This window comes from Halobacillus litoralis, from assembly GCF_004101865.1.
In the GTDB taxonomy this organism is placed as follows: Bacteria; Bacillota; Bacilli; order Bacillales; family Halobacillaceae; genus Halobacillus; species Halobacillus litoralis_A.
The window spans coordinates 1,216,731-1,240,082 of the sequence record NZ_CP026118.1 but is presented as its reverse complement, the minus strand read 5'-3'; the positions used below and the strand labels follow the sequence as shown (position 1 = coordinate 1,240,082).

26 protein-coding genes, 1 riboswitch and 1 other annotated feature are annotated in these 23,352 nt (G+C 42.0%); of the genes, 16 read left to right on the top strand and 10 right to left on the bottom strand.

The features are described 5' to 3' along the window. Window positions 1-389: 389 nt before the first annotated feature. The 3 genes from HLI_RS06300 (at window position 390) to HLI_RS06290 (ending at window position 2,012) form a co-directional block, all read left to right on the top strand. Entirely contained in the window at window positions 390-1,085 is a 696-nt protein-coding gene (locus HLI_RS06300) for a phosphatase PAP2 family protein (RefSeq protein ID WP_128524002.1), read from the top strand. A 55-nt stretch (window positions 1,086-1,140) separates the two neighbouring features. After that, the gene (locus HLI_RS06295) at window positions 1,141-1,308 is read left to right on the top strand and encodes a YqaE/Pmp3 family membrane protein (RefSeq protein ID WP_128524000.1); all 168 of its coding nucleotides are present in this window, start codon (window positions 1,141-1,143) and stop codon (window positions 1,306-1,308) included. A 116-nt stretch (window positions 1,309-1,424) separates the two neighbouring features. Beyond that, complete coding sequence (locus HLI_RS06290; protein ID WP_128523999.1) at window positions 1,425-2,012, top strand: class I SAM-dependent methyltransferase; 588 nt, start codon at window positions 1,425-1,427, stop codon at window positions 2,010-2,012. Window positions 2,013-2,054: 42 nt separating this feature from the next. Here HLI_RS06290 and queE read toward each other — a convergent pair whose 3' ends face one another. From queE to queC, 3 genes are read right to left on the bottom strand one after another with little or no spacing between them, the layout of a single operon-like run. Further along, window positions 2,055-2,783 (bottom strand): 7-carboxy-7-deazaguanine synthase QueE, encoded by a 729-nt coding sequence (queE, locus tag HLI_RS06285; protein WP_128523998.1) that lies wholly within the window; start codon window positions 2,781-2,783, stop codon window positions 2,055-2,057. Next, complete coding sequence (gene queD, locus HLI_RS06280; protein ID WP_128523996.1) at window positions 2,776-3,243, bottom strand: 6-carboxytetrahydropterin synthase QueD; 468 nt, start codon at window positions 3,241-3,243, stop codon at window positions 2,776-2,778. The genes queE and queD overlap by 8 nt, the downstream gene beginning before the upstream one ends. Continuing rightward, window positions 3,243-3,908 carry a 7-cyano-7-deazaguanine synthase QueC gene (gene queC, locus HLI_RS06275; RefSeq protein WP_128523994.1) on the bottom strand — a complete coding sequence of 222 codons (666 nt, stop codon included), beginning with the start codon at window positions 3,906-3,908 and terminating at the stop codon, window positions 3,243-3,245. The genes queD and queC overlap by 1 nt, the downstream gene beginning before the upstream one ends. Window positions 3,909-3,991: 83 nt before the next feature. Continuing rightward, window positions 3,992-4,036, bottom strand: a riboswitch (PreQ1 riboswitch). A 269-nt stretch (window positions 4,037-4,305) separates the two neighbouring features. Next, window positions 4,306-4,523, top strand: a binding site (T-box leader). Between the two features lie 51 nt (window positions 4,524-4,574). On the opposite strand from queC, the gene HLI_RS06270 reads away from it, so the two are divergent. The 3 genes from HLI_RS06270 to HLI_RS06260 all read left to right on the top strand — a co-directional run bounded on the left by HLI_RS06270 (window position 4,575) and on the right by HLI_RS06260 (window position 7,784). After that, the gene (locus tag HLI_RS06270) at window positions 4,575-5,810 is read left to right on the top strand and encodes an argininosuccinate synthase (protein ID WP_128523992.1); all 1,236 of its coding nucleotides are present in this window, start codon (window positions 4,575-4,577) and stop codon (window positions 5,808-5,810) included. Then, the gene (gene argH / locus HLI_RS06265; protein ID WP_128523991.1) at window positions 5,803-7,176 is read left to right on the top strand and encodes an argininosuccinate lyase; all 1,374 of its coding nucleotides are present in this window, start codon (window positions 5,803-5,805) and stop codon (window positions 7,174-7,176) included. The genes HLI_RS06270 and argH overlap by 8 nt, the downstream gene beginning before the upstream one ends. Before the next feature lie 266 nt (window positions 7,177-7,442). Then, window positions 7,443-7,784 carry a hypothetical protein gene (locus HLI_RS06260; RefSeq protein WP_128523989.1) on the top strand — a complete coding sequence of 114 codons (342 nt, stop codon included), beginning with the start codon at window positions 7,443-7,445 and terminating at the stop codon, window positions 7,782-7,784. 193 nt (window positions 7,785-7,977) lie between these two features. Here the strand turns inward: HLI_RS06260 and HLI_RS06255 are convergent, their stop codons facing one another. Further along, on the bottom strand, window positions 7,978-9,165 hold the full coding sequence (locus tag HLI_RS06255; RefSeq protein ID WP_128523987.1) for a M14 family metallopeptidase: 1,188 nt from the start codon (window positions 9,163-9,165) through the stop codon (window positions 7,978-7,980). Between the two features lie 172 nt (window positions 9,166-9,337). Here HLI_RS06255 and HLI_RS06250 point away from each other — a divergent pair, with 172 nt between their 5' ends. The 6 genes from HLI_RS06250 (at window position 9,338) to HLI_RS06225 (ending at window position 14,803) form a co-directional block, all read left to right on the top strand. Further along, entirely contained in the window at window positions 9,338-10,516 is a 1,179-nt protein-coding gene (locus HLI_RS06250; protein WP_128523985.1) for a DEAD/DEAH box helicase, read from the top strand. A gap of 193 nt (window positions 10,517-10,709) precedes the next feature. Beyond that, window positions 10,710-11,351 carry a class I SAM-dependent DNA methyltransferase gene (locus tag HLI_RS06245; protein ID WP_128523983.1) on the top strand — a complete coding sequence of 214 codons (642 nt, stop codon included), beginning with the start codon at window positions 10,710-10,712 and terminating at the stop codon, window positions 11,349-11,351. Window positions 11,352-11,355: 4 nt separating this feature from the next. Next, window positions 11,356-11,817, top strand: a complete 462-nt coding sequence (locus HLI_RS06240) for an S-ribosylhomocysteine lyase (RefSeq protein ID WP_128523981.1) — start codon at window positions 11,356-11,358, stop codon at window positions 11,815-11,817. A gap of 18 nt (window positions 11,818-11,835) precedes the next feature. After that, the gene (locus HLI_RS06235) at window positions 11,836-12,753 is read left to right on the top strand and encodes a PLP-dependent cysteine synthase family protein (RefSeq protein WP_128523979.1); all 918 of its coding nucleotides are present in this window, start codon (window positions 11,836-11,838) and stop codon (window positions 12,751-12,753) included. Between the two features lie 4 nt (window positions 12,754-12,757). Continuing rightward, the gene (locus tag HLI_RS06230; RefSeq protein ID WP_128523977.1) at window positions 12,758-13,894 is read left to right on the top strand and encodes a bifunctional cystathionine gamma-lyase/homocysteine desulfhydrase; all 1,137 of its coding nucleotides are present in this window, start codon (window positions 12,758-12,760) and stop codon (window positions 13,892-13,894) included. A 225-nt stretch (window positions 13,895-14,119) separates the two neighbouring features. After that, entirely contained in the window at window positions 14,120-14,803 is a 684-nt protein-coding gene (locus tag HLI_RS06225) for a TraR/DksA C4-type zinc finger protein (RefSeq protein ID WP_128523976.1), read from the top strand. 133 nt (window positions 14,804-14,936) lie between these two features. Here HLI_RS06225 and HLI_RS21530 read toward each other — a convergent pair whose 3' ends face one another. The 3 genes from HLI_RS21530 to HLI_RS06215 all read right to left on the bottom strand — a co-directional run bounded on the left by HLI_RS21530 (window position 14,937) and on the right by HLI_RS06215 (window position 16,206). Continuing rightward, window positions 14,937-15,089, bottom strand: coding sequence for a hypothetical protein (locus HLI_RS21530; protein ID WP_164908504.1), 153 nt, complete (start codon window positions 15,087-15,089; stop codon window positions 14,937-14,939). Between the two features lie 325 nt (window positions 15,090-15,414). Then, entirely contained in the window at window positions 15,415-15,774 is a 360-nt protein-coding gene (locus HLI_RS06220; RefSeq protein WP_128523974.1) for a Lin0512 family protein, read from the bottom strand. Window positions 15,775-15,846: 72 nt separating this feature from the next. Beyond that, the gene (locus tag HLI_RS06215; RefSeq protein WP_128523972.1) at window positions 15,847-16,206 is read right to left on the bottom strand and encodes a Lin0512 family protein; all 360 of its coding nucleotides are present in this window, start codon (window positions 16,204-16,206) and stop codon (window positions 15,847-15,849) included. Between the two features lie 194 nt (window positions 16,207-16,400). Between HLI_RS06215 and HLI_RS06210 the strand changes: the two genes are divergently transcribed. The 4 genes from HLI_RS06210 to HLI_RS06195 all read left to right on the top strand — a co-directional run bounded on the left by HLI_RS06210 (window position 16,401) and on the right by HLI_RS06195 (window position 19,954). Further along, window positions 16,401-17,189 carry an ABC transporter ATP-binding protein gene (locus HLI_RS06210; protein WP_128523970.1) on the top strand — a complete coding sequence of 263 codons (789 nt, stop codon included), beginning with the start codon at window positions 16,401-16,403 and terminating at the stop codon, window positions 17,187-17,189. Then, the gene (locus HLI_RS06205; RefSeq protein ID WP_128523968.1) at window positions 17,173-17,931 is read left to right on the top strand and encodes an ABC transporter permease; all 759 of its coding nucleotides are present in this window, start codon (window positions 17,173-17,175) and stop codon (window positions 17,929-17,931) included. Before HLI_RS06210 ends, HLI_RS06205 begins: the two co-directional genes overlap by 17 nt. An 18-nt stretch (window positions 17,932-17,949) precedes the next feature. Continuing rightward, a complete protein-coding gene (locus HLI_RS06200; protein ID WP_128523967.1) occupies window positions 17,950-18,951 on the top strand; it encodes an aliphatic sulfonate ABC transporter substrate-binding protein in 1,002 nt (333 codons plus the stop codon). Between the two features lie 331 nt (window positions 18,952-19,282). Then, window positions 19,283-19,954, top strand: coding sequence for an RsiV family protein (locus HLI_RS06195; protein ID WP_128523966.1), 672 nt, complete (start codon window positions 19,283-19,285; stop codon window positions 19,952-19,954). Window positions 19,955-20,173: 219 nt separating this feature from the next. Here the strand turns inward: HLI_RS06195 and HLI_RS06190 are convergent, their stop codons facing one another. The 3 genes from HLI_RS06190 to HLI_RS06180 all read right to left on the bottom strand — a co-directional run bounded on the left by HLI_RS06190 (window position 20,174) and on the right by HLI_RS06180 (window position 23,253). Further along, the gene (locus tag HLI_RS06190; RefSeq protein ID WP_128523964.1) at window positions 20,174-20,725 is read right to left on the bottom strand and encodes a GNAT family N-acetyltransferase; all 552 of its coding nucleotides are present in this window, start codon (window positions 20,723-20,725) and stop codon (window positions 20,174-20,176) included. A 395-nt stretch (window positions 20,726-21,120) separates the two neighbouring features. After that, on the bottom strand, window positions 21,121-22,242 hold the full coding sequence (locus HLI_RS06185) for an amidohydrolase (RefSeq protein ID WP_128523962.1): 1,122 nt from the start codon (window positions 22,240-22,242) through the stop codon (window positions 21,121-21,123). Window positions 22,243-22,347: 105 nt separating this feature from the next. Continuing rightward, window positions 22,348-23,253, bottom strand: coding sequence for a TIGR01777 family oxidoreductase (locus HLI_RS06180; RefSeq protein WP_128523960.1), 906 nt, complete (start codon window positions 23,251-23,253; stop codon window positions 22,348-22,350). Window positions 23,254-23,352: the final 99 nt, after the last annotated feature.

The following is a 23,352-nucleotide window of genomic DNA, read 5'->3' as shown; positions in this document are numbered from 1 at the left end:
TGTCACCACAGAATGCTCCTCGTGGAATCAACAGCGGGCCATTTAAGAAGAGTGGTTTTCTATTTAAAACAAAGAAAACCTTTTTTCATGTACATTGAAAGAAGCCGAGTTGAACGATGAAATCGTCCAACTCGGCTTCTTTATTTGATGCATAACTCCAAAGTTGCAGTTCTTCAGTGACCTCTTTAAGACCCTAGGTGTTTCATCATTTTACAGCCTGAGGCTGCCCTTCAGATATATTTCTATTTTGATATGTATTAGTTGTGAATATAGGTTTTAGGTGGGAGGGTGAAGTGGTATAAAGTCCAACGGGGTTCAAAATAGTTTTACATACTAATAAATAGGGGAACCATCTTTAACAGCGGTTATGCAAGGTAAGGAGGAAGCGGATGTTATTTTCAGGGACAAAGATTAGTGATCTTTCAAAAGCCTCTCTCATTTTAATATTGGCAGGCTTTGCCATTATAGGAGGGGCGGTTTACTTTTTCACAGAACTTGCTGCAGATGTACTGGAAAAGGAAAAATTCTTCATTGATCGCACGGCTACTGATTTTGTTACGTCGACCAGTACTCCTTGGCTGGATACTGCTTGGGGCTGGATCACGGAATTAGGATCAGTGCTGGTACTCACCATTGCTTCAGTGGCAGTACTCATCTATTTATTCTTCTTTTCCCCATACAGCCGTTGGGTGGCCATATACTTCATGGTCAACATGATTGGTATCAGTTCATTGACAAAGCTGTTGAAGATTACTTTCGAACGACAAAGGCCAGAAGTGCTTGCGGAGCATGATGGAACAGGGTTCAGCTTCCCTAGTGGCCACTCAACAGGATCCATTGTCTTTTATGGATTTATTATCTATTTGTTTGTTATCAGTCCATTAAAAAAACAATGGAAATGGTTGATCAACATCACCTTAGGATTGTTAATTCTTTTGATCGGTTTTTCCCGTGTTTACTTAGGCGTTCATTACTTCACAGATATTGCTGCAGGCTTTTTATTCGGTCTCGCTTGGCTGATCGTCTGTATTGTAGCACTGGAAATCACTATTTGGCATCAACGGCGCCGCCAAATGAAGTTATAAATCTTGGAAAAGAGGGAATAGTCAGGAGTAGATACTATAAAGGAGTGAAGCATCGATGTTATACATCTTAGTGATATTCTTACCTCCTTTGGCTGTCCTTTTCACAGGAAAGCCGATGAAGGCATTATTGAATTTGATTTTGACGATGTTGTTTTATGTGCCGGGTGCAGTCCATGCTGCCGTGGTCGTGAAAGGACACTATGATCAAAAGAAGCGAATATAAAGGTCGGGCGGATTCATCAGGGATCCGCCCGTTTTCATTTCTTTGCCAAAACGCTGAAACAATATAATAGAAACGGTCATATATTATCCTATGTTTGAAAAATAGGGGGGATAGTAATGACAAATGATCATCACAGGTCGAAAGATGAAATACATGATTACTGGGTGAACAATAGCTTTCCAGACCGATACAAAAATAAGGTTGAACGCAGTGAATTTCTTACACCACATGTGAAGAAGTACGTAGACAAAGATGCTAAAGTTCTTGAAATCGGCTGTAATGTCGGCAGAAACTTAAATCATCTTTTTGAACATGGATATGAACAACTATCCGGGATTGATATAAGTGAAGAAGCGCTGCAAGAATTGAAAAAAAGCTTTCCAAAACTGGCAGATAAAGCTGACCTTAACAATGCTTCTGTAGAAGATTTCATCCCTACACTTCAAGATGGCCAATTTGACATGGTGTTCACAATGGCTGTTCTTGAACATATTCATCCTGATAGCGAATGGATCTTCAACGAGATTGTTCGAATAACTTCTGGTTATTTGATTATAGTGGAAGCAGAAAACTACAATCATTGGAGGGTTTTTCCGAGAAAATACAAAGAGATCTTCACTGGTTTAGGAATGCAGCAAGTATATGAAATGCCATGTGAAGCAGCAGGATTGAAAAAGTACACAATGAGGGTTTTTAAAAAATAGGAAGAGGGGCTCTGTAACTGGGAGCTCCTCTTCTATTGCAGTTTATACCCCGCGTTTATTTCCCCACACAAGTGCATGAACCTGAGGAAGGACACGGACCCGGTTCAGTCTTGAAGAAGCAACCACTTGATCGATCAGCCATTCATACTGAGTAAGTAGATGACTCGCCAGTGAACTTGATTCATTCTCTTCTAAATCATCGTTACCGACTTGAAGGAAAAAGGGTACTTCTGGATAACGCTGGTGAACTTCTTCCGCATAACCTAAATCTTCTTGATTGAAAATGACGACTTTTAAACTTGTATGCGATAAACGGCTTCCTTCACGTAAACGGAATAGGATATCATCAAGTACCATCCAGTTCGTATCCATTTTAGAACTTGGCGGTTTCGGTGATATCGTCAGATCATCGATGTCCAAAAACCAATCCTGCCAGCGGCTTCCTTGTGTTTCAAGGGCCACTTCTATCCCTTCTTCATGTAGTGGTTCAATCAATTCATGAAGGTTCTTTAATAATGCTGGATTACCGCCTGATATAGTGACGTGATCAAATTGGCTGCCACCTTCTTCAATTAAATGGGCAACGATTTCTTCAGAAGTCAGTCGTTCGATATCTTCTTTTGCACTGCCATCCCATGTAAAAGCAGAGTCGCACCAAGCGCAGCTGTAATCGCAGCCAGCGGTGCGGACAAACATGGTTTTCCTGCCGACGACCATCCCTTCTCCTTGAATGGTCGGTCCGAAAATTTCCAGGACAGGGAACTTATTCATGGGTCATCCACTCCCTTCGTGCTTCTGCAAAGCTTGTAGGTGTTTCATACAATTTAACAAACTCCACTCGGCAATCTTTTTGGTCGGACTCAAGTGATTCTTCCATTTTCTCATAAATCCATACGACCATATTTTCAGCTGTTGTGTTCATATTTGGCAATGTATCGTTCAAGTATCGATGATCGAGATGGATTTCAATTTGTTCTTTCCAAATTTTCTTGATCTCACCAAAATCGATGACGAGACCGATGTCGTCGACAAAGCCGCTAATTCCGAAAATCACTTTGTAGGTATGCCCATGGAGGTTTTTACATTTACCTTCATAACAGTGGAGATGGTGGGCAGCGTCAAAGGAAAATTCTTTACTGACCATTACACGCTTTTGATGGTATTTAAGCTCCTGGCGTTTGATGTCCTGATCGATTTTTTGTAGGTTTTCCACAATTGTAAAACCATACATTATTGATTCACCTCTTTTTGCGCTACATATGTCTCAAGACCATTTCGTCGCAATTGACAAGCAGGGCATTCGCCACAACCATCGCCACGGATTCCGTTGTAACAGGTCAGCGTCTTTTCCCGGACATAATTGAAAGCATCCAGCTGATCTGCCATTTCCCAGGTTTGAGCCTTGTCTAGCCACATCAGAGGGGTGTGGACGACGAAATCATCTTCCATGGACAAGTTCAATGTTACGTTCAATGATTTGATGAAAATGTCCCGGCAGTCCGGGTATCCACTGAAATCTGTTTCGCACACGCCTGTCACCACATGTTTAGCACCGATTTGTCTTGCCAGGATAGTTGCGAAAGATAAGAAAAGAAGGTTACGCCCAGGAACAAATGTGGAAGGTAATTCACCGTCTTCACCGTCTTTCACTTCGATATCATTACGAGTCAAGGCGTTAGGAGCCAATTGGTTTAATAACGACATATCGAGGACATGATGTCGAACATCCATTTCCCCAGCAATTTCTCTAGCTACTTCAATCTCTTCCTTATGTCGTTGGTTATAATCGAAAGTGACGACTTCAACCTCATCGAATTTCTTCATTGCCCAAAAAAGGCAGGTCGTGCTATCTTGACCGCCGCTGAAGACAACGACAGCTTTATTGTTTTTTTCCATAAAAAAATTCTCCTTTGTGAATAAAAAGAGAATTCTGCACACCCAAAACTACAAAAAAACCGTACCTAAGGCAAGGTACAGTTCCATCCTTAGTTTTTTATAGAGGGTGTCGCTAGAACCTCTCCTGCTTGATAGCAGACTTTATTTTTTTCCTTTTTCAAGTTTAACATGGAAGGGCAGAAAAAAGGAAGACGGATTGTTCTTAAATGAAGTCCTGATGGATTGTTTCAAAGAATAAAATCTTATTTTTGGTGACTTCTTAAAAAAGAAAGTACGCATGAAATGAGTCTCATGCTGGGGGTGCTTTCTTTTAAACTAAGTTTCTATAAAATTATTTTGAAATCTCTGTTGACTTATGATCTCAGTTTTGTATAATTATAAACAATATATAATAAATATACATTCATTGATGAAGAGAGTACGTATGAAGGAGATCAAAGCGAGCCGGGGTCGGTGGAAGCCTGGTGGTCGACGCATACGGAAGCGCACTTCTGAGAAGTTCGGTGAACGCGAGTAGCCTGGACCGGGAACCCCCGTTATCAGTTTCGAGTTGGTCTATATCAGTAGACAATGAGAGTGGCACCGCGGATGATAAATACGGAATCCGTCTCTTACATGAGTAGGAGACGGATTTTTTAATGGACAAAAATAAGGAGGAATTTTGACATGGCAAAACCAAAAGTAGTATTAGCTTATTCAGGTGGATTAGATACATCAATTTCAGTGAAATGGATTCAAGAAAAGTATGGGTATGATGTGATTGCTCTCGGTCTTGACGTCGGAGAAGGAAAAGATCTTGAGTCAATTCGTCAAAAGGCACTGGATGTAGGAGCGATCAAAGCGATCATGGTTAATGCGAAAGAGTTGTTGGCAGAGGAATACTTGATACCTGCACTAAAAGCGAATGCTCTATATGAAGGGAAATACCCCTTGTCTTCTGCACTTTCCCGCCCGTTGATTTCTAAACTTCTTGTTGAAGTAGCGGAACAGGAAGGAGCTGTGGCTGTAGCACATGGTTGTACAGGAAAAGGAAATGATCAGGTTCGTTTTGAAGTATCGATCCAGGCGTTGAATCCGGAACTTGAAGTAATTGCACCGGTCCGTGAATGGGGAATGACACGTGACGAACAAATCGTTTATGCAGAAGAAAACGGAATTCCTATCCCGGTCAATTTGGAAAATCCATTTTCAATCGATGCTAATATATGGGGGCGTGCTTGTGAAGCAGGGGTGTTAGAAGATCCGTGGAAAGAGGCGCCGGAAGCTGCTTATGCGTGGACGAATCCGATTGAGAAGACACCAGACACCCCTGAAACCATAGAAATCGATTTTGTAGAAGGTAAGCCCGTCGGGTTGAATGGCGAAAAGATGGAGCTCGTTCCATTGATTGAGCATTTGAATGAGCTTGGAGGCACACATGGAATCGGCAGAATCGACCATACTGAAAATCGTCTCGTCGGTATCAAATCGAGGGAAGTGTATGAAAACCCTGCTGCAATGATATTAATCAATGCCCATAAAGAACTGGAGTTTTTGACTTTAACGAGAGAGGTTTCCCAATACAAAGTCAATGTCGATCAGCAGCTTGCGAAAATCATTTACGATGGACTATGGTATTCTCCTTTACAGCCAGCACTTTCAGCTTTTGTTGATTCCACACAGCAAGTAGTAACAGGTACAGTGAAAGTGAAACTGTTCAAAGGACATCACACAGTTATCGGTAAAAAGTCACCGGTCAGCTTATATAACGAAGAACTCTCTACGTATTCAAAAGAAGACGCCTTTGATCACAACGCAGCTGTCGGATTCATCAAACTTTGGGGTCTGCCAACGAAAGTTCATGCTGATGTGCATAAAGGAGAGAGCCTCCTCGATAAAACAGTGGTGAGCGCTCATGAGTAAATTGTGGGGAGGTCGTTTTACAAAACCGACAAACAAACTGGTGGAAGAGTACACTTCTTCCATCGGTTTCGATCAAAAATTAGCCCTGCAGGATATCCAAGGAAGTATGGCTCATGTGGATATGCTTGGGTCCTGCGATATCATCACCATGGAGGAAGTAAAGCAAATTAAAGACGGGCTGCTTACTATCGAGGAGAAAGTGAAAAGTGGGGAAGTCACTTTCTCAGTGGAACATGAAGATATTCATATGAATATCGAAAACCTCTTAATTGATGAAATTGGTGGCGTCGGTGGAAAACTTCATACAGGTAGAAGCAGGAATGATCAAGTGGCGACTGATATGCATTTGTATTTACGTGAAAAGACGAAAGGTTTAATTGAACTATTGGAAGCAGTTCAATCCTCCTTGGTCGAACAAGCGGAAACTCATGTAGAAACGATTCTTCCTGGTTATACCCACCTGCAACGGGCTCAGCCTGTATCCTTCGCTCATCACCTGCTTGCTTACTTTTGGATGTTCGAGCGTGACAAAGAACGTTTGCAGGACAGTTTGAAACGTGTGAATTGGTCCCCATTGGGAGCTGCCGCCTTAGCTGGGACTCCATACCCGATCGATCGCCAAATGACCTCAGACGCGCTAGGGTTCGATCAACCCTATCCTAATTCGTTGGATGCGGTGAGTGATCGTGATTTTATCCTTGAGTTTTTATCAGTTTCTTCTATATTAATTACACACATCTCACGGTTATCTGAAGAATTGATTTTGTGGGGTAGTCAGGAATTCCAATTCATTGAACTGGATGATGCCTTCTGTACAGGCTCAAGTATTATGCCACAAAAGAAAAACCCGGACGTTCCCGAACTTCTTCGTGGCAAGACAGGAAGGATTTACGGTCATCTGATGGGACTTTTAACTTTATTGAAAGGACTCCCACTTGCTTACAATAAGGATATGCAAGAGGATAAAGAAGGCATGTTCGATACGGTGGAAACGCTGGAAGGCGCACTTTCTCTTCTTGCACCGATGCTTACCTCCATGGAAGTGAAAGGTGACCAGATGAAAAATGCTGTCAAAGAAGATTACTCGAACGCAACAGATATTGCCGATTATTTAACGGTCAAAGGGCTACCGTTCCGTGAAGCGCATGAGGTGATTGGGAAGGTTGTACTTTACGCGATTGAACATGATAAATATTTACTTGATCTCACTTTAGAAGAATATCAAGAGTTCTCGGCGCTTTTCGAAGGTGATATTTATGAAAAACTGGCTCCGCACCAGGTGGTTGCAGCAAGGAACAGTGAAGGTGGAACGGGGTTCAAACAAGTCTTTAATCAAGTTGCATTAGCTAAAGAGCATCTCTCCTAAGGAGGTGCTCTTTATATATTGTTTGCCACTATTAAACGTCCATGTGATCCCGTTAAAGTGCAGTGTACTGGAAGATTCGATTCCGGGATATTGGGTGGGAGAAGGGGCGTTTGGGAACTTCTCCGCGGAAAGCGAGCCATTTCCAAGACCTTATTTATCCACGCAAAATCAACGGAACCGACTTTCCAGGTATGGGGGAATGTTTGAAAATCTTTGTGAAGGCTAATATAACAGTACCACTTTTTTTTAGAGAGGGATTGAAGAATATGGCTAAATTCGTCCAAGCGTATTTTAAAACAGAAAACAATGCAGAAAGTGCAAAGACAGATCTGCAAAAGCTGAATGTCAATCAGGAAATGGTTGAAGCGATTCCTGAAGATACAGATTTGACTCCCATCGTGCCTTTAGCAGGGTCTACCAATTCCGGAGGAGGGACCTTCAATTTCACAGAGGTCATTTCTCCTAAACACGATCAGAATGGAGCGCTTTCGGATAAAAGACACTTGACCCATGTATTACACTTTACTATTAAAGAGGAAGAGTATGAACGAGCTCTCAAGATTGTTAAAGATCACGAAGGACATATGAAACGTACAGACTTTGAATGAATGAAAATCCCGGAGGGGCGATATGCCAGCTTCGGGATTTTCATTTGATGAATATATGATGCCAATGGATGGAGTTTGTAATTCCAGAATGCAGGTCCCAGGCCGCCTGAATAAGAATCGGATTGGCTTTGGTCGTCTTAGTGGCGGGGCTGGCAATTTATGCAGGAATCTTCCGCCACTTCTGCTTTTGATTTTACATATATAGGCTCGCCAAAAAGATTCCGATGGTTTCCTGATAAATTTCATCATATTGACTGAGAGGCAATGGATTTACACCTAGCCCAAGTTCTACAGTGAATCCTGGGTTGCGAAAATCCTGAATGAACCAGTCTTTGTATCCTGAAAAACTATCTATATATCGGATTGGTTCATATCCGCTCACTCGGCCGAATTCATTCACGATTGTCATTGATCTTGGAGGTTCTAACCCTTCATAGCCCCAATAGATCACTTCACCCTGTGTATGGAAAGCGAGCATTTTTTCAAAGTTTCGTGCTCCTGCAAGCTCTGCCATCGCTACCGTTTCTGGTTCTGTAAGTGGTTGATATCCAGGGAAGTCACGGGGGGCGGGTTCTGTCGGTTTCCGCGCTGCATCCACCTCCCACTTAGCAGGGTACTGATTGTTTAAATCGACACCGCGTATATTGGCTTTCCAACCAGAGAAATCAGTGTTCCCTTGATTGATTCTTAGAGCTTGTTCCCCAAACTCCCCCTCTGGCGGACCGTTAATTACGAGGTCTACCCCATCGGGATCGACCATTGGTACGATAGAGATGGTTACTTGATTGTAAAAGGGGTTGATTTCTAAACCACGGATGTTTTCTCTATTCGTCAGCGCCAAAAGATAATCGTTCAGAAATTGCATGATGACCGCTGAGGTGATCCATTCATTTGCATGAAAAGATCCATTCCAATGCACCACTTTGGGCCCTTTTCCGATCTGCAATTCAACCAGTTCTTTCCCCATCACACTCTGGCCGATGGTCTCTCTTCGGACGAAAGGGTAGATCTCATCCAATTCATTTATGTCGTTCATAAGTACTTGGAAGTCATATGGCCGGTTCCCATTCACGACACGGTATGTTACTTGCACAGGTATGAGAACCTGCTGGCCAATCTGAAGCTGCCTGGGATTCAGATCAGGATTCAAAAGAGCTAAAGTATCGATGGAAACTCTTCTTTCACTAGCGATTTTCCAGAATGTATCGCCGGACTGTATTTTATAAGAACTCGTTTGATAACCAGGAATTTTTATCGTTTGTCCGATCATAAGTGAAGTAGGACTGACTTGCGGGTTAGAATCAATAATTAAATTTAAAGGTATATTGAAGAGGTTGGCATAATACCAAAGTGTATCACCACTTCTTACTTTTATGTTCAATGGATGGCCTCCTTTACGATGTCCTTTTTATAAATATATGGATGAAGGCAGGGAGGCATGAAGCCATTTTCTAAAAACGTTTAGAAGCAGATTTACAAAGAGCTGCACATAAATGTGTTTTTTCAGGTACAATAAGGGTTAATGTTTTTAAAAAGGAAGTAGTGATCGATATATGAAACCATTCGAACAATTAGGAGTGCCACAGCACTTATCAGAAAAACTTAAACATCAAGGAATTGTGACCCCGACCCCTATCCAGGAGCAATCGATTCCTGCATTAATGGAAGGGCAGGACGTTATCGCACAGGCACAAACCGGAACAGGAAAGACCTTCGCCTTTTTATTGCCGATTTTGAAGAATATTAATATAGAGAGCCCACATGTACAAGGGATCATCATCACGCCTACGAGGGAACTGGCACTTCAAATCACGCATGAGGTGACGAAATTGAAACCGGATAATGCTCACGTGTTGGCGGTTTATGGTGGACAAGATGTAGCCAAGCAAGCAAACAAGCTGGACGGCAAAGCACATATTGTCATCGCGACACCTGGACGTATGCTGGATCATTTGCGTCGCGGGACTGTGAGCCTTGGACACGTTCGTCATCTGGTTCTAGATGAAGCGGATCAAATGTTGGAGGCGGGCTTTCTTCCTGATGTCCAGGAAATTTTGGATCAAACCTCTCAAGATCGCCAGACCATGTTATTCTCAGCGACCATTACTCAACAAGTCCAAAACCTGGGTAAGAAAATCACCAAAAATCCAAAGCGGATTGTGGTTAAAGAAGAAAAGGTGACCGTATCTAACATCAAGCAACTGCTTTATGAAACAACAGACAGGGCAAAACAGGACACTCTCTTGCAAATCATGAGCGAACATCGTCCATTCTTAGCCGTGATCTTCTGCCGTACAAAGCGGCGTGCTAAAAAGTTGAATGATGCTATGGTTGCAAAGGGGTATGAGGTGGATGAGCTTCACGGTGATCTCTCGCAGGCTAAACGGGAAAAAGTGATGCAGCGTTTCCGTGACGCAAAAATTCAATATTTAGTTGCGACAGATGTAGCAGCAAGAGGACTTGACGTTGAAGGGATCACGCACGTGTTCAATTATGATATCCCTCAGGATGCAGATAGTTATATTCACCGGATCGGACGTACAGGTCGAGCGGGAGGCAAAGGCATAGCGATTACGTTTGCTGCTCCTAAAGATAAACAAGCCCTCCAAGTCATAGAGAATAAAATCGATCAAAAAATAGAAAGACGCAAAGTAAAGGACCTTTCCCCAGGAAAAAGAGAAAATGACGAGAGGCCGCGTCCTAAGAAGAAATATAATAAACGAAAAAGGTAGCTTGAATATCAGCTCGGAGTTCATTCGCTCCGGGCTTTTTTTATGCCCAAATCGTTAAAATATCCAAAATTCATCTGGAAAATAAGTCTAAAGCCTATACCATTGAGCAATCTTCTTAAATATGATACATTAATAAATGTATAATTCCGAGTTTGCTGATAGGAATTATAAATAATGAGGAGAGATGAAGCTAATGGGGATCGAATTCGTCGACCTATTTAACCAATGGGCGAGTTCATATGATGATACAGTAGCTGGCAAAGATCCTGAATATCGGGAAGTATTTGAAGGGTACGATGAAATGTTGGATCGTTTAGCAAAACTATCCATATCCCCTGTTATGGAATTCGGGGTTGGCACGGCTAATCTGACACGGAAGATGGTCGACCAAGACAAAGTCGTTCTTGGTATCGAGCCTTCGTCGGAAATGCGGAGGATCGCCAAAGTCAAATGTCCGGAAGCTGCCATATATGATGGGAATTTTTTAGAGTACCCTCATCTGCTAAGCCCGATCCGTTCAATTGTCAGTTCTTTCGCTTTTCATCATCTGACAACAGAGGAAAAAGAGACTGCAATAAAAAGTTTTCATGGACGTTTAGAAAAAGAGGGGCAAGTCATCTTCATCGACACCCTTTTTGAAAATAAAGATCACAAACAATCACTGGTTAAAAACGCTGAAAAGAGTGGTTTCTTAAATTTAGCTCAAGATTTGCAGGAAGAATACTATGCCTATCTAGAAGAATTAAAAGAGATGTTTATAAACCAGGGTTTCAAGGTGAATTTTGAAAAATTGAACAAATACGCCTGGCTCATTCAGGCAAAAAAAGGAGAATGATTACATGCCTAAAATGAATGTAGAAAGTTTTAACCTGGATCACACGAAAGTGAAAGCCCCCTATGTACGTCTTGTCGGAGTTACTGAAGGAGATCATGGTGATAAAATTTATAAGTATGACCTTCGGATCAAACAGCCGAACCAAGAACATATGAACATGCCGGCATTACACTCTCTTGAACACCTGATGGCGGAAAATAGCCGTAACCATCATGAGCGGATCATCGATATCGGCCCAATGGGATGCCAGACAGGATTTTATTTGGCTGTATTAAATGATGACAGTTATGATAACGTGTTGAATGTCATTGAAAATACGTTGAAAGATGTTCTTGAAGCAGAAGAGGTACCAGCTTGCAATGAAGTACAATGTGGTTTCGCAGCTAGCCACAGCCTTGAAGGCGCAAAAGAGCTTGCAAGAGAGTTATTGAATCAACGTGACGAATGGACGGAAGTTTTTCAATAAACGGGAGATGAGAATGTAATGAGTTACGTGAAGAATATACAATCATTGATTGGTCAAACACCTATGATCGAACTCACTCATTCAGCAATCCCGAATCAAGCTAGAATTTTTGCTAAGCTTGAATTCATGAACCCAGGTGGTAGTATCAAAGACCGCCTGGGTTTAAAACTGATTGAGGACGCGTTGCAGAGAAGAGTATTGAAACCAGGTGGGACCATTATCGAAGCAACAGCAGGGAACACCGGGATTGGAATAGCCCTTGCAGCGATAGGAAAAGGATTTCGTGTGATATTCGTAACACCTGAAAAATTCAGTCAGGAAAAACAAACCCTGATGCGCGCACTTGGTGCAGAAGTCGTCAACACGCCGACGGAAAAAGGGATGAAAGGTGCGATTGATAAAGCTGATGAGCTTTGTCATACGATAAAAGACTCATTCAGTCCATCCCAGTTCAATAATCAAGCAAATCCTGATGCTTATTATGAAACGCTCGGACCGGAGATTTACAGTGATTTAAATGACGACATAGACATTTTTATTGCAGGCGCTGGGACGGGAGGGACGTTCATGGGGGCCGCTCGTTATTTGAAAGAGCAGGATGAAGCCATTAAAACGGTCATCGTCGAACCGGAAGGCTCTATTTTGAATGGCGGGAATGCCGGGCCGCATCGTACGGAAGGAATTGGTATGGAATTCCTCCCGTTTTATATGAACAGCCAATATTTTGACGCCATTTACACGATTTCAGATGAAGCAGCATTCAGGCGTGTAAAAGAACTTGCCATGAATGAAGGGTTGCTGGTGGCAAGTTCATCCGGATCCGTTTTTGAAGCGGCTTTAAGAGAAGCGGAACAAGCGGAACCAGGAACGCGGATTGTCACTATTTTTCCAGACAGTAGTGAACGTTATTTAAGTCAAGGAATATACGAGGAGTGAAGAAATGAGGAAAAAAACACAGCTGATTCATGGTGGAATTACGGGTGATGAAAAAACAGGGGCAGTCAGTGTTCCCATCTATCAAGTAAGTACGTATGCACAAGACGGCGTTGGCCAGCACCGGGGGTATGAGTATTCACGGACCGGAAATCCTACTCGATTCGCTTTGGAAGAGTTAATCAAAGAACTGGAAGGCGGCCACCGCGGATTTGCTTTCGGTTCTGGTATGGCAGCCATCACTGCTGTTTTGATGACATTCAATCATGGCGATCATGTCATCTTCACCGACGATGTTTATGGCGGGACTTACAGGCTTGTTTCAAAAGTGATCAACCGCTTTGGTTTAGAGGCAAGTTTTGTTGATACAAGTGATAGGAAAAATATTGAAGCAGCAATCACCGAGAAGACGAAGGCCATTTTCGTTGAAACACCAACGAATCCATTGTTGAAAATCACGGATTTGAAAGAAGTGTCTTTACTTGCTGAGAAACACGATTTAACTTTCGTCGTGGATAACACGTTCAGCACCCCGTACTGGCAGAATCCAATCGATTTAGGGGCAGATATCGTGGTGCATAGTGCAACGAAATATCTTGGTGGACATAGTGATGTTGTTGCCGGTCTTGTTGTCGTCAATTCTGAGCAGCTTGCTGAAGACGTACATTTTGTGCTTAATTCTTCTGGCGGAATTTTAGGCCCACAAGATTCTTGGCTGCTCATGAGAGGGATAAAGACTTTGGGGATTCGCATGGAAGAAATTGAAGCAAACACACGTAATTTTGTGGAATTTTTGACCAGTCTCCCAGAGGTGTCTAATATTTACTACCCCGGCCTTGAAGAGCACAAAGGTAGTGAGGTCCATCAGAAACAGGCACGAGGAAATGGCGGTATGATCAGTTTCGATGTCGGAAGTGGAGAAAAAGCAGACCAGGTTCTCCGCAACGTCCGTTACTTTACATTAGCTGAAAGCCTGGGCGCAGTGGAAAGTCTGATTTCAGTGCCTGCTATGATGACTCATGCCTCTATACCTAAGGAGCGGCGAGCAGATTTAGGCATCACAGATGGCCTCGTCCGGGTTTCAATCGGTCTTGAAGATATCGAGGACTTGAAAGAAGATTTCCTGCAAGCGTTAAGAAAATAAAAAAATTTATAAGTAGTTCAGGTTCGGGAGACAAGAAATTCTCCTATCTGAACTGCTTTTTTTATGGTTCATTGTTTAATTCTACATAATTAGATTTATTTAACTGAGTGGAACACAAAGTGACTTGATCGTTTCTGCTTCCCTTTACTTTGCAAGTGGTTTTGTGTATATCAACTGAAGGTTAGTCCAAACTAAAAAGGAAAATCAATCAGAGGTGGAATACCAATGGATTACACACATTATAAAAAGCAATTGGAAGAACGTAAATATGAAATAGAACAACGTTTAATCGAAAATAATGCCTTTGGTCTGGAGCGTGGATTTGCAAGTGATATGTCCTCAGGAGAGCTTTCTCAATACGATAATCATCCTGCAGATTCAGGGACTGAACTTTATGAAAGAGAAAAAGATCTGGCATTGTTAGGACATTTGAAGGAAGAGCTGTCAGATATCGAGTATTCTTTACAACAAATGAACCAAGGGACTTACGGTGTTTGCGAAAAAACTGGTCAAACTATTTCTGAAGAACGCTTGAGAGCTGTGCCTACTGCACGGACAATTGCAGATATGGCATCGAATCAAGAGGTGTCTGAAGACCGTCCTATTGAAGAAGAAGTTCTTTCAGATCTTGAGAATGATTACGGGCGTGACACAGAAGACCCTGCATACAATGAACAGAATGCTTATGAACAAGTAGCTTCCTTCAATCAAAGCAGCATGACATATGACGGTTCATCTGTGATGGATAATCAGGATGGGGTTGGATATGCAGAAGCATTTGAGCCATTCGTATCAACGGATATCCACGGTTATAGAGGTTCTGATCATGTCAATTTCGAGCGTAACGAGCATTATGAGCAATATATGGATCGTGCGGATGAGGCGGAAGAATCTGAAGACCGTGAATAAATGAATGAAAGCGAAAAGGATGAAAGAATTTGTCCACTAGAAAACCCGAACTAATTTGTTCGGGTTTTCTTTATGAAGCCATAAATGCATACGCCGCTACGGCAACATACTTGAGGCCACTGAAAAACACTTTTCAACCTAGAGGAACTGTTAAAGTTTGTTGTTGCTTCTCACGAATCGCTTGTCGGTGGATGCTTGCCGCGGGCACGGCCTCAGCTAACTTGGTCAAGGAGATCACTTGACCAAGTGGATCTTCGACTCGTGCTTTTCCCGCAGGCGTCACCACCGAACGCTCATCGTGGAATCAACGAGGCCTATCTGAAAAAAGTGATTTTCTTTGATTTATATATGTTTCATCGAAGTAAAGAAGCCGAGTTGAACGATAAAATCGTCCTGCCCGGCCTTTCTTTGATGCACAACTCAGAAAGTTGCAGTTCTTCAGTAGCTTCAACATACTTCACTTTCAGCGGAGACGGCCATCTTCCGGGCGCTTCCGCTCGTGTTGTTCCCGCAGGAGGGAGTCTACGTATGTTGCCTACGCTCCATTTGTTCCATTCTACTCATTTGTTGGGTCTTTTCCGATGGCAGTTATCGTTTTGTCCCAGGCTCTTTTAATAGCCGACTTCAATTGCCGCATTTACGATGTACATCAAATCATTCTTATCTTCTTTTTCTTCTAATAATATTCCACTCGTCGTCAACATTCCACCATCCACCACATTAATAGTGACTTCTCCATAAGGAATGGCTGCCCGGATTTCTTCATGATCTAATTTCTCATGATCACACGGAAGGGCGAGCTTCACATTAATTTTCATGTTGTCGAGGGACTGATCTGGAAGGACTGAACGGATTCCTGGCATCGAGTTCGTATGTATTGCATTTTTGATAGCGCGAACGGAAGCTTTCGTTACGTTTTGTCCATGTACATCGGTCCCCATCCCAGTTTGGATGAACATCAATTGATCCATTTTCACTCCACCTTTCTTTTCTTCATTATCGTAACACAATAAAGGTCAGGGAGCTGCTCCCTGACCTTTTGATTAATAACCGACTTCGATTGAAGCGTTGACGATATACATTTGGTCATTATGATCGTCTTCTTCATTTAAGACTACTCCGCTGGTTGTACGCATACCGCCATCTACCAGCTTGATATCCACATCTCCATAAGGGACAGCTTCTTTTATTTTCTTATGGTTCAACTCATCATGGTCACAAGGTATAGCTAGTTTTACGTGGGTTTTCATATTATCCAAAGACTCGTCAGGTAAAGCCTGTTGAATCCCTGGCATGGAGTTAGAATGAATGGCATTTTCAACAGCGCGCACACTTGCTTTCGTAACATTTTGACCGTGAACGTCAATGCCAGTTCCAGTTTGAATGAAAATAATCTCCTTCATAAGATAACCACCTTTCTTTTGTGTGAGACTTATATTTTGTTTAACACAAATGGCCAAGTTTGAAACGTAACAATTAGTAACGAAAGTAATAGCGGTATTCATTGACACATTATTCAGAACAAATGTATAATCTAATACTATAATCATAAAGCACAGTAATTCGATAGGAATTATAATGTTAAGGGGGTGGGGGCTTGTTTTTAGAGTTGAACAACGTAGGGAAAACCTTCAATGGAGGGGGAGAAGAAAGCTTCGAAGTCTTTTCTGATATTGACTTGGGTATAGAAGAAAATCAGTTCGTTTCTTTACTTGGTCCTTCAGGTTGCGGGAAATCCACATTGCTTTCAATGGTAGCTGGTCTTGAAGAGGTCACTTCAGGTTCCATCGTATTGGAAGGGGAAACGATAAAAAAAGCCGGACCCGATCGAGGGATGGTGTTCCAGCAACCATCGCTATTTCCCTGGTTGAACGTTAAGGAAAATGTGCTCTTTCCTCTGAAAAGTAGTTGGCCTAAAAAAGAAGCCGAAGAACGTGTGGACCGTTTTTTACAAATGGTTCATTTAAGTCGTTTCAAAAAAAACTATACACATGAACTATCAGGTGGGATGCAGCAGAGGGTAGCTATTGCCAGAGCGCTCGCGATGGATCCGAAAATACTCTTGATGGATGAACCTTTTGGAGCTTTGGATGAGCAGACAAGACATATCTTACATGATGAATTGATGAAGATTTGGCAGGAAACGCAGAAAACGATCTTATTTGTTACTCATAGTATACAAGAAGCTATAAAGTTATCGGATCGAGTAGTAGTGATGGGAACTCGTCCCGGTAAGGTGATCGCTGATTTCAAGATTGATCTTCCTCGACCAAGGAGAAGAGAAAATCCTGATGTCATCGAGCTGGAAAGGAAAGTAATGAATTTGCTTGAAACCGAGATCAATAAAGTGTTGAAGGAAGAGCTCAGTCATGAATTTAGCCATTAAAAGGATAGGATTTTTAGTCGTAGTCGTTGGTATTTGGCAACTGGTCTTTGCTTTAGGGGTGTTTGAAGATATTGTGTTTCCTTCTCCAATGAAAGTAGGCGGAGCTCTCTTTGAGGGATTTGCTGATGGAGATTTCATAAAAGCATTAGGCGCAAGTTTCCGACATTTATTTATGGGGTTATCGCTTGCCATCCTGTTCGGTACGGTGATTGGAGTATTACTCGGGAAATCTAAACAATCTGACGAAACTGCCGGGATGTATTTAATCGCTTTACAAAGTATCCCTAGTATCGTATGGGTACCTTTAGCAATTATGCTCTTTGGTTTCTCCGAATTCGCGGTAGTTTTTGTTGTTGTATTAGGGGGGACATTTGTTATGGCCCTTAATGTACGTACAGCGATTCACAGTGTGCCCCCACACCTAATCCGGGCTGCTAGAACGATGGGGACGAATGGGATCCCTCTTTTTTTCAGAGTAGAGATTCCATCAAGCATTCCTTATTTCATGACAGGACTTCGTTTAGCCTGGGCTTTCAGTTGGAGAGCCCTTATGGCCGGTGAACTGTTGAGTAATGGTCCTGGGTTAGGCTACTCGCTAAGGTATGCACAGGATTATGCACGAATGGACCAAGTGATTGCCATTATTATTATTATTGGAGTCATTGGTGCTGTTGTTGATCAAATCGTCTTTTCCAAGCTTGAGAAAAATGTGATGAAGCGCTGGGGTTTACTTAAAACATAGAAACGGAGATGAGAAAATATGAAAAAGTGGTTATCAATCGTCACTTTAGCTTTACTTAGCTTGGTATTAGCGGCATGCGGAAGTGATGCAGGTGCCAATTCTGACGGAGAAAATACAGACGAAATAACAATTGGTTATTTTCCTAATATCAATCACGTTGCCGGAATGGTAGCAGAGAAACAAGACCTTTATTCAGAAACCCTTCCTGATGGAACCAAAGTGAATTACCAGTACTTCCCTGATGGTTCTTCATTTATGACGGCAGTTGAAACAGGAGATATTCAAGGGGGGCTTGTCGGTCCAGGACCAGCCATGAACCACTTTACCAGTGGAGCCAAAATCAATGTCGTTGCAGCTGGTTCTACAGGTGGGACTGTGATTATGGCGAGAGAAGGAGCAGGCATTAGCTCACCGGAAGATTTAGCAGGCAAGACATTTATCTCTCCACGAGTCGGATGTACCCATGATGTTCAATTTGAAACGATGATGCATGAAGAGTATGGGATGACTTCCGATCGTATTGGTGGAGAAATGAAGCATGTCACAGGGAAACCTGCTACGTATGCAAGCTTATTTGAAGCGGGAAATGTGGATGTTGCTACAGTACCTGAACCATGGGCTTCCTCTATTGAAGAACAAGGGAAGGGTAAAGTCCTCGTAGATACACCAGATGTAGCTTATGGTGAAACATTGCCTGCTGCAGTTTTTGTTACCTCCCAGGAATTGGTTGAGAACAACCCTGATATGGTCGAAAGCATTGTAGAAGCTCATAAAAAAGCAACTAATTTCATCAATGAAAATCCTGAAGAAGCAAAACAAATAGCCATCGATAAAATTAAGGAAATCACAGATCAGGAGCTTTCCAAAGGAGTTATTGATCAAGCGTGGGAACGTATCGATTTTACGTATGAAATCGAAGAAAAACACCTCCAAGAGTTCGCAAATTCTTCTTACGAACTTGAGTTCCTTAAAGAAAAGCCGGATTTGACCGGACTTGTTGATAAAAGTTTCCTCAAATAATAATAAGCAAAAGGCGAGAGGGTAATTTATCCTTTCGCTTTTTTTCGTCGGGAATTAAGAAGCAGTCTGTGACTACTTGTTTGATATGAGTTACATCCATAAAGTCTCCAATTATTACCTCGCCATTCTTCCACAAGCTCGCTTACCCGGTGTGAAAGGATTATTGTAAAGTCATGTGACGCGAGCGTTTGTACCTTTATGCTATCAAAGAGTAAATGATATTACTCACTTTCACTTCAATGAATGACGTAATTTTAAATGAAAAAAACGTCCCATGTTTCTTTAGTTTTCAGTATTTAGGTCAAACTAACAGATACAGGAGGGATGTGTTTTGAGAACCTTTTCGATTATTATGCTGATGCTTTGTATGATATTAATGCATAGTGGAGGCGTAACAGCTGAAAGCCAATACAAAATTGTGCATAAGGATCAAGTTACAGAGAATTGGGAAATCCATGCAGATTATCCGTTGTTTGAACGTTTAGAGAATGAAGAGATGCAAGAGGATATCAATCATAAGATTGTTCAAAAGTTAGAGGATACTTTTCGGATGGTGAAGAGGGGCGCAAATGAAACTATGGGGGTGTCTTCTCTTTATTATGAAGAAACTACGGTTTATAAAGAAAAGAAGTTTTATTCAGTTGTGATGACTTCCCATATTACTCAAGGAGACCGGTACAATTCAACTGTTACTTCCATTAACTTTGATGATATGGATGACGGTTCAATCAAAATGTTGAATGACTTTGTCCATATGGATCGCTTGAACAATGAAGTGAAGAAAGTACTCGAGAGTGATCCCGACATGTATATAAAAGAGCCCTTTGCGGGTGTGAGGGATAACACAGCTTATTACTTACAAGAGGATCACCTGGTACTGGTATTCAATAAGTTTGAAATCGCTGCAGGCGTCCATGGAACCCCCGAAATCATACTTCCTATCGAAGGGTTGCTGAAGGAAAATATTCATGAGACCAATGTGCCTTTTCCTTCTTACACTTGATATCCACAACCTGAACGTTGATTCCATAGTCATAAGTTGTATTTATCCACACAATCCACAGAAATCAGTTGAAGGAATATCAACAACTTGAAAATAACGCAAATGTGATTTGAAGGGGTATAACAAGAGGTTATTAACATCGTGCACAACCCTGTGGATAAAGTTGATAACATACAATGATGAAACAAACAGGTCTATCAAAAAAGCATAAGCGAAGGCTTATGCTTCTAACATTTCTTCATTTTGTTCCTGATCGCCATAGTAATGGAATAAATATTGCTCTTTTGTAATCACGAACAAATCGTAGACGTCCTCGATGCGGTTAATGCGGGAAAGAACTTCAGGGTAAGCTTCATTCGCTGAGGTAACATAAGGTATTTTCAAGGCAGCTTTCATAGAACGCACATTTGTTTTACGGATTTTCATAAAAATAGCTTCGATATTCAATTGAAAAAACAATTCTTCAAAAAACGCATCCTTTGCCAACTTATTGTATCCCTTTCCAAAATATGGGCGTCCGAGCCATGTCGCCAAAAAGCCTTTGTTTTCAGTTAGGTCGAACAAATTGATGGTCCCGATCGGCTGCCCCCACTCATCAAGGATGGTACGTGAAATCAATTCACCCCGATCTTCTGCTTCAATCGTTTGTTTAGTCAAAAAATAAAATTCATCACTGGATGCAGCTCTATGGCGGACATAAGGAAAAACTTCGGGGTGCACCATCAATTCAAATAAAACCGGGGCATCATGTAAATCACGCTTTTTCAGCATAAAAAATCCCTCCTTGAATGAGGAGGGTGGCCGCACGCATAGGGAAAAGGCATCCACTGGCCGGTTCTGGCCACCCTCGAATTTTTATCAATTGCTCACAAAAATCCGGGGTGGGAATCGAACCCACTAGAACCAGTGTTATAACTGGTGGCGCACCATTTGCCTTCCCTATACGAAAAACTTATAAAAGATCATCTAAACTTATAATAATCCAAACTTTAAAAAAAGTGAACGAATTATTTGTAAATGGATTATTAATTTTTTCAAGGGAGAATTCCTAACGTTTTCATGTGTGAAAAATGGTAGGATACCCTTTTATTCTAGTTAAAGAGCTCTTTAACACAGTTTATTTAAGAGGGCGGGGAAGAAGAAGGCAATGCTTATATAAGCGCTTATTATTCTTGGAAATATACCATCTTCCCGTTAATCATCGTCCAAATCGGTTTTGATAAGTATTCAAAAGGATGGCCGCTCCATAAAACAAGGTCGGCATCCTTTCCTTTTTCTATAGAGCCTACGCGATCATCGACACCTAAGTTTTTGGCTGGAGTAATGGTAATCCCTCTCAATGCATCTTCAATGTCCAACCCCTCGCGAGCGGCTAATGCTGCACAAATATTCAAGTATTGTATAGGAGTGTAAGGATGATCTGTCGTTATAGATACTTTGATTCCATGGTCATGCAGGATTTTATAGGTTTGCCATGTCTTATTGCGGAGTTCAATCTTAGACGCCCGCGTAAATGTGGGACCTACAGATACTTGCAAGTCTCTCCCTGCTAATTCATCCACGATCAGGTGCCCTTCTGTACAGTGTTCGATTCGCAGGTCGAGATCGAATTCATCAGCGAAGCGAAGGGCTGTAATGATATCGTCTGCGCGGTGGGCATGAATCCGTACAGGAATTTCTTTATTCAAGGCCTGGAGAATGGGCTGGACACGTAAATCATGCTCCGTATTTTTCATTGCCGCATAAAAAGTTTCTCGAAGAGTCCCCATGATTCCGAGGCGGGTGATGGACGCATTTTTGGATTGGGAATGGATGCGCTTCGGGTTCTCACCTAAAGCCAATTTCAAACCAGCTGTCGGTCTTAAAATCATATGGTTAATGGTATGTCCGACAGTCTTGATGACTGATGTTGTGCCACCAATCATATTAGCACTGCCCGGCATGATGTGGGCTGTAGTAACCCCCGCTTTCCGAGCTGAAAAAAAGGCAGGGTCAAGAGGGTGTGCTCCATCGATAGCGCGCAAATGCGGAGTAATGGCTTCAATGGTTTCATTTGCATCACTGCCCGCCCACCCTGTGCCTTCATCATAGAGTCCAAGGTGTGTGTGGACATCAATAAAACCAGGATATAAATCCTTGCCTCTTCCATCAATATATTCTGCGTGATCAGGGAATTCAATCGTCTGACCATAATCATGGATCTTTCCATCAATCACATGTACAAAGCCGTTTTTGATCTCCTTGGAAGTGATGGGGTGGATATTGATGTTCTTTATGATTGTGTTCATAGACATACAGCCCTTCGATTTGTATTACCATTATTATACTTGATTTTAACGAATTGGATCATAAAAAGAACGAAGCTGGCGCTCAGCTTCGTTCTGGGAATTGGTTCACTTGGAAAGGATAGCGTGTAATGCGGGTTTCAAATCAGGATATTTGAATGTATACCCTTCTGTAATCGCTTTTTTTGGTATGACGGATTGACCGTTTAAAAGGAGTGTGCTCATATCACCAAGAGCAGTTTTTAAAGCGAACGAAGGAGCGGTCAGCCAATGTGGCCGATTCAATACCTCACCAAGCGTGTGACCGAAATCTTTATTTCTTTTTGGGTTCGGGGCAGTACCATTTAGAGGGCCATGGATATTTTTGTTGTGAAGGACAAATTCTATCAACCCGACCACGTCATCAATGTGGACCCAGGACATCCATTGTTCTCCTGTACCTAAGTTACCACCGATCATGAGTTTATAAGGAAGGACCATTTTAGGTAAAGCACCTTCTTCTCCTAAAATAAGTCCAAAACGTACAAAAGCTGTCCTTATCCCTTTTTCGGACGCTTTTGATGCTCGTTCTTCCCACTCAACTACAACATTGGCAAGAAAATCATTCCCTGGTTTTGTTGTTTCCTCTGTGAAACTCTTCGTTTTTGATTGGCCATAATACCCGACCGCAGAAGCATTGATAAGAACTTCCGGCTTCTCAGGTAAACGTGCGATCAGGTCAAGAACACCTTCAGTCGCCTGAATACGGCTATTCAATATAGATTGTTTGCGTTCTTCTGTCCAACGCCCGCTGTTCAATGATTCCCCTGCAAGGTTTACAATCGCATGCAAAGAAGGAAGGTGCTCTTCGGGCTTATGTTCTTCCTTAAGCCAACCGACATGAGTGACACGCTCAGAGTCTGAATGTTTTTCAGGACTCCTTGTCAGTATGTACACATGATGCCCTTCTTTTTTTAGTTGTGAAGTCAAATGATTGCCTACAAATCCAGTTCCACCAGTAATAGCGATTTTCATGTTTATTCCTCCTGTATTAGTGAGAGTGTAAATATATAATTCTAAATAAACTTTTGCGATTCCTATTCATGACCTCAAGTTACACAGCATGATAAAATG

What these genes read in the sequence shown, in the direction of transcription:
- HLI_RS06300 (WP_128524002.1), top strand. Translation starts at nt 390, where the DNA reads ATGTTATTTTCAGGGACAAAGATTAGTGATCTTTCAAAAGCCTCTCTC.
- HLI_RS06295 (WP_128524000.1), top strand. Translation starts at nt 1,141, where the DNA reads ATGTTATACATCTTAGTGATATTCTTACCTCCTTTGGCTGTCCTTTTC.
- HLI_RS06290 (WP_128523999.1), top strand. Translation starts at nt 1,425, where the DNA reads ATGACAAATGATCATCACAGGTCGAAAGATGAAATACATGATTACTGG.
- queE (WP_128523998.1), bottom strand. Translation starts at nt 2,783, where the DNA reads ATGAATAAGTTCCCTGTCCTGGAAATTTTCGGACCGACCATTCAAGGA.
- queD (WP_128523996.1), bottom strand. Translation starts at nt 3,243, where the DNA reads ATGTATGGTTTTACAATTGTGGAAAACCTACAAAAAATCGATCAGGAC.
- queC (WP_128523994.1), bottom strand. Translation starts at nt 3,908, where the DNA reads ATGGAAAAAAACAATAAAGCTGTCGTTGTCTTCAGCGGCGGTCAAGAT.
- HLI_RS06270 (WP_128523992.1), top strand. Translation starts at nt 4,575, where the DNA reads ATGGCAAAACCAAAAGTAGTATTAGCTTATTCAGGTGGATTAGATACA.
- argH (WP_128523991.1), top strand. Translation starts at nt 5,803, where the DNA reads ATGAGTAAATTGTGGGGAGGTCGTTTTACAAAACCGACAAACAAACTG.
- HLI_RS06260 (WP_128523989.1), top strand. Translation starts at nt 7,443, where the DNA reads ATGGCTAAATTCGTCCAAGCGTATTTTAAAACAGAAAACAATGCAGAA.
- HLI_RS06250 (WP_128523985.1), top strand. Translation starts at nt 9,338, where the DNA reads ATGAAACCATTCGAACAATTAGGAGTGCCACAGCACTTATCAGAAAAA.
- HLI_RS06245 (WP_128523983.1), top strand. Translation starts at nt 10,710, where the DNA reads ATGGGGATCGAATTCGTCGACCTATTTAACCAATGGGCGAGTTCATAT.
- HLI_RS06240 (WP_128523981.1), top strand. Translation starts at nt 11,356, where the DNA reads ATGCCTAAAATGAATGTAGAAAGTTTTAACCTGGATCACACGAAAGTG.
- HLI_RS06235 (WP_128523979.1), top strand. Translation starts at nt 11,836, where the DNA reads ATGAGTTACGTGAAGAATATACAATCATTGATTGGTCAAACACCTATG.
- HLI_RS06230 (WP_128523977.1), top strand. Translation starts at nt 12,758, where the DNA reads ATGAGGAAAAAAACACAGCTGATTCATGGTGGAATTACGGGTGATGAA.
- HLI_RS06225 (WP_128523976.1), top strand. Translation starts at nt 14,120, where the DNA reads ATGGATTACACACATTATAAAAAGCAATTGGAAGAACGTAAATATGAA.
- HLI_RS06220 (WP_128523974.1), bottom strand. Translation starts at nt 15,774, where the DNA reads ATGGATCAATTGATGTTCATCCAAACTGGGATGGGGACCGATGTACAT.
- HLI_RS06215 (WP_128523972.1), bottom strand. Translation starts at nt 16,206, where the DNA reads ATGAAGGAGATTATTTTCATTCAAACTGGAACTGGCATTGACGTTCAC.
- HLI_RS06205 (WP_128523968.1), top strand. Translation starts at nt 17,173, where the DNA reads ATGAATTTAGCCATTAAAAGGATAGGATTTTTAGTCGTAGTCGTTGGT.
- HLI_RS06200 (WP_128523967.1), top strand. Translation starts at nt 17,950, where the DNA reads ATGAAAAAGTGGTTATCAATCGTCACTTTAGCTTTACTTAGCTTGGTA.
- HLI_RS06190 (WP_128523964.1), bottom strand. Translation starts at nt 20,725, where the DNA reads ATGCTGAAAAAGCGTGATTTACATGATGCCCCGGTTTTATTTGAATTG.
- HLI_RS06185 (WP_128523962.1), bottom strand. Translation starts at nt 22,242, where the DNA reads ATGAACACAATCATAAAGAACATCAATATCCACCCCATCACTTCCAAG.
- HLI_RS06180 (WP_128523960.1), bottom strand. Translation starts at nt 23,253, where the DNA reads ATGAAAATCGCTATTACTGGTGGAACTGGATTTGTAGGCAATCATTTG.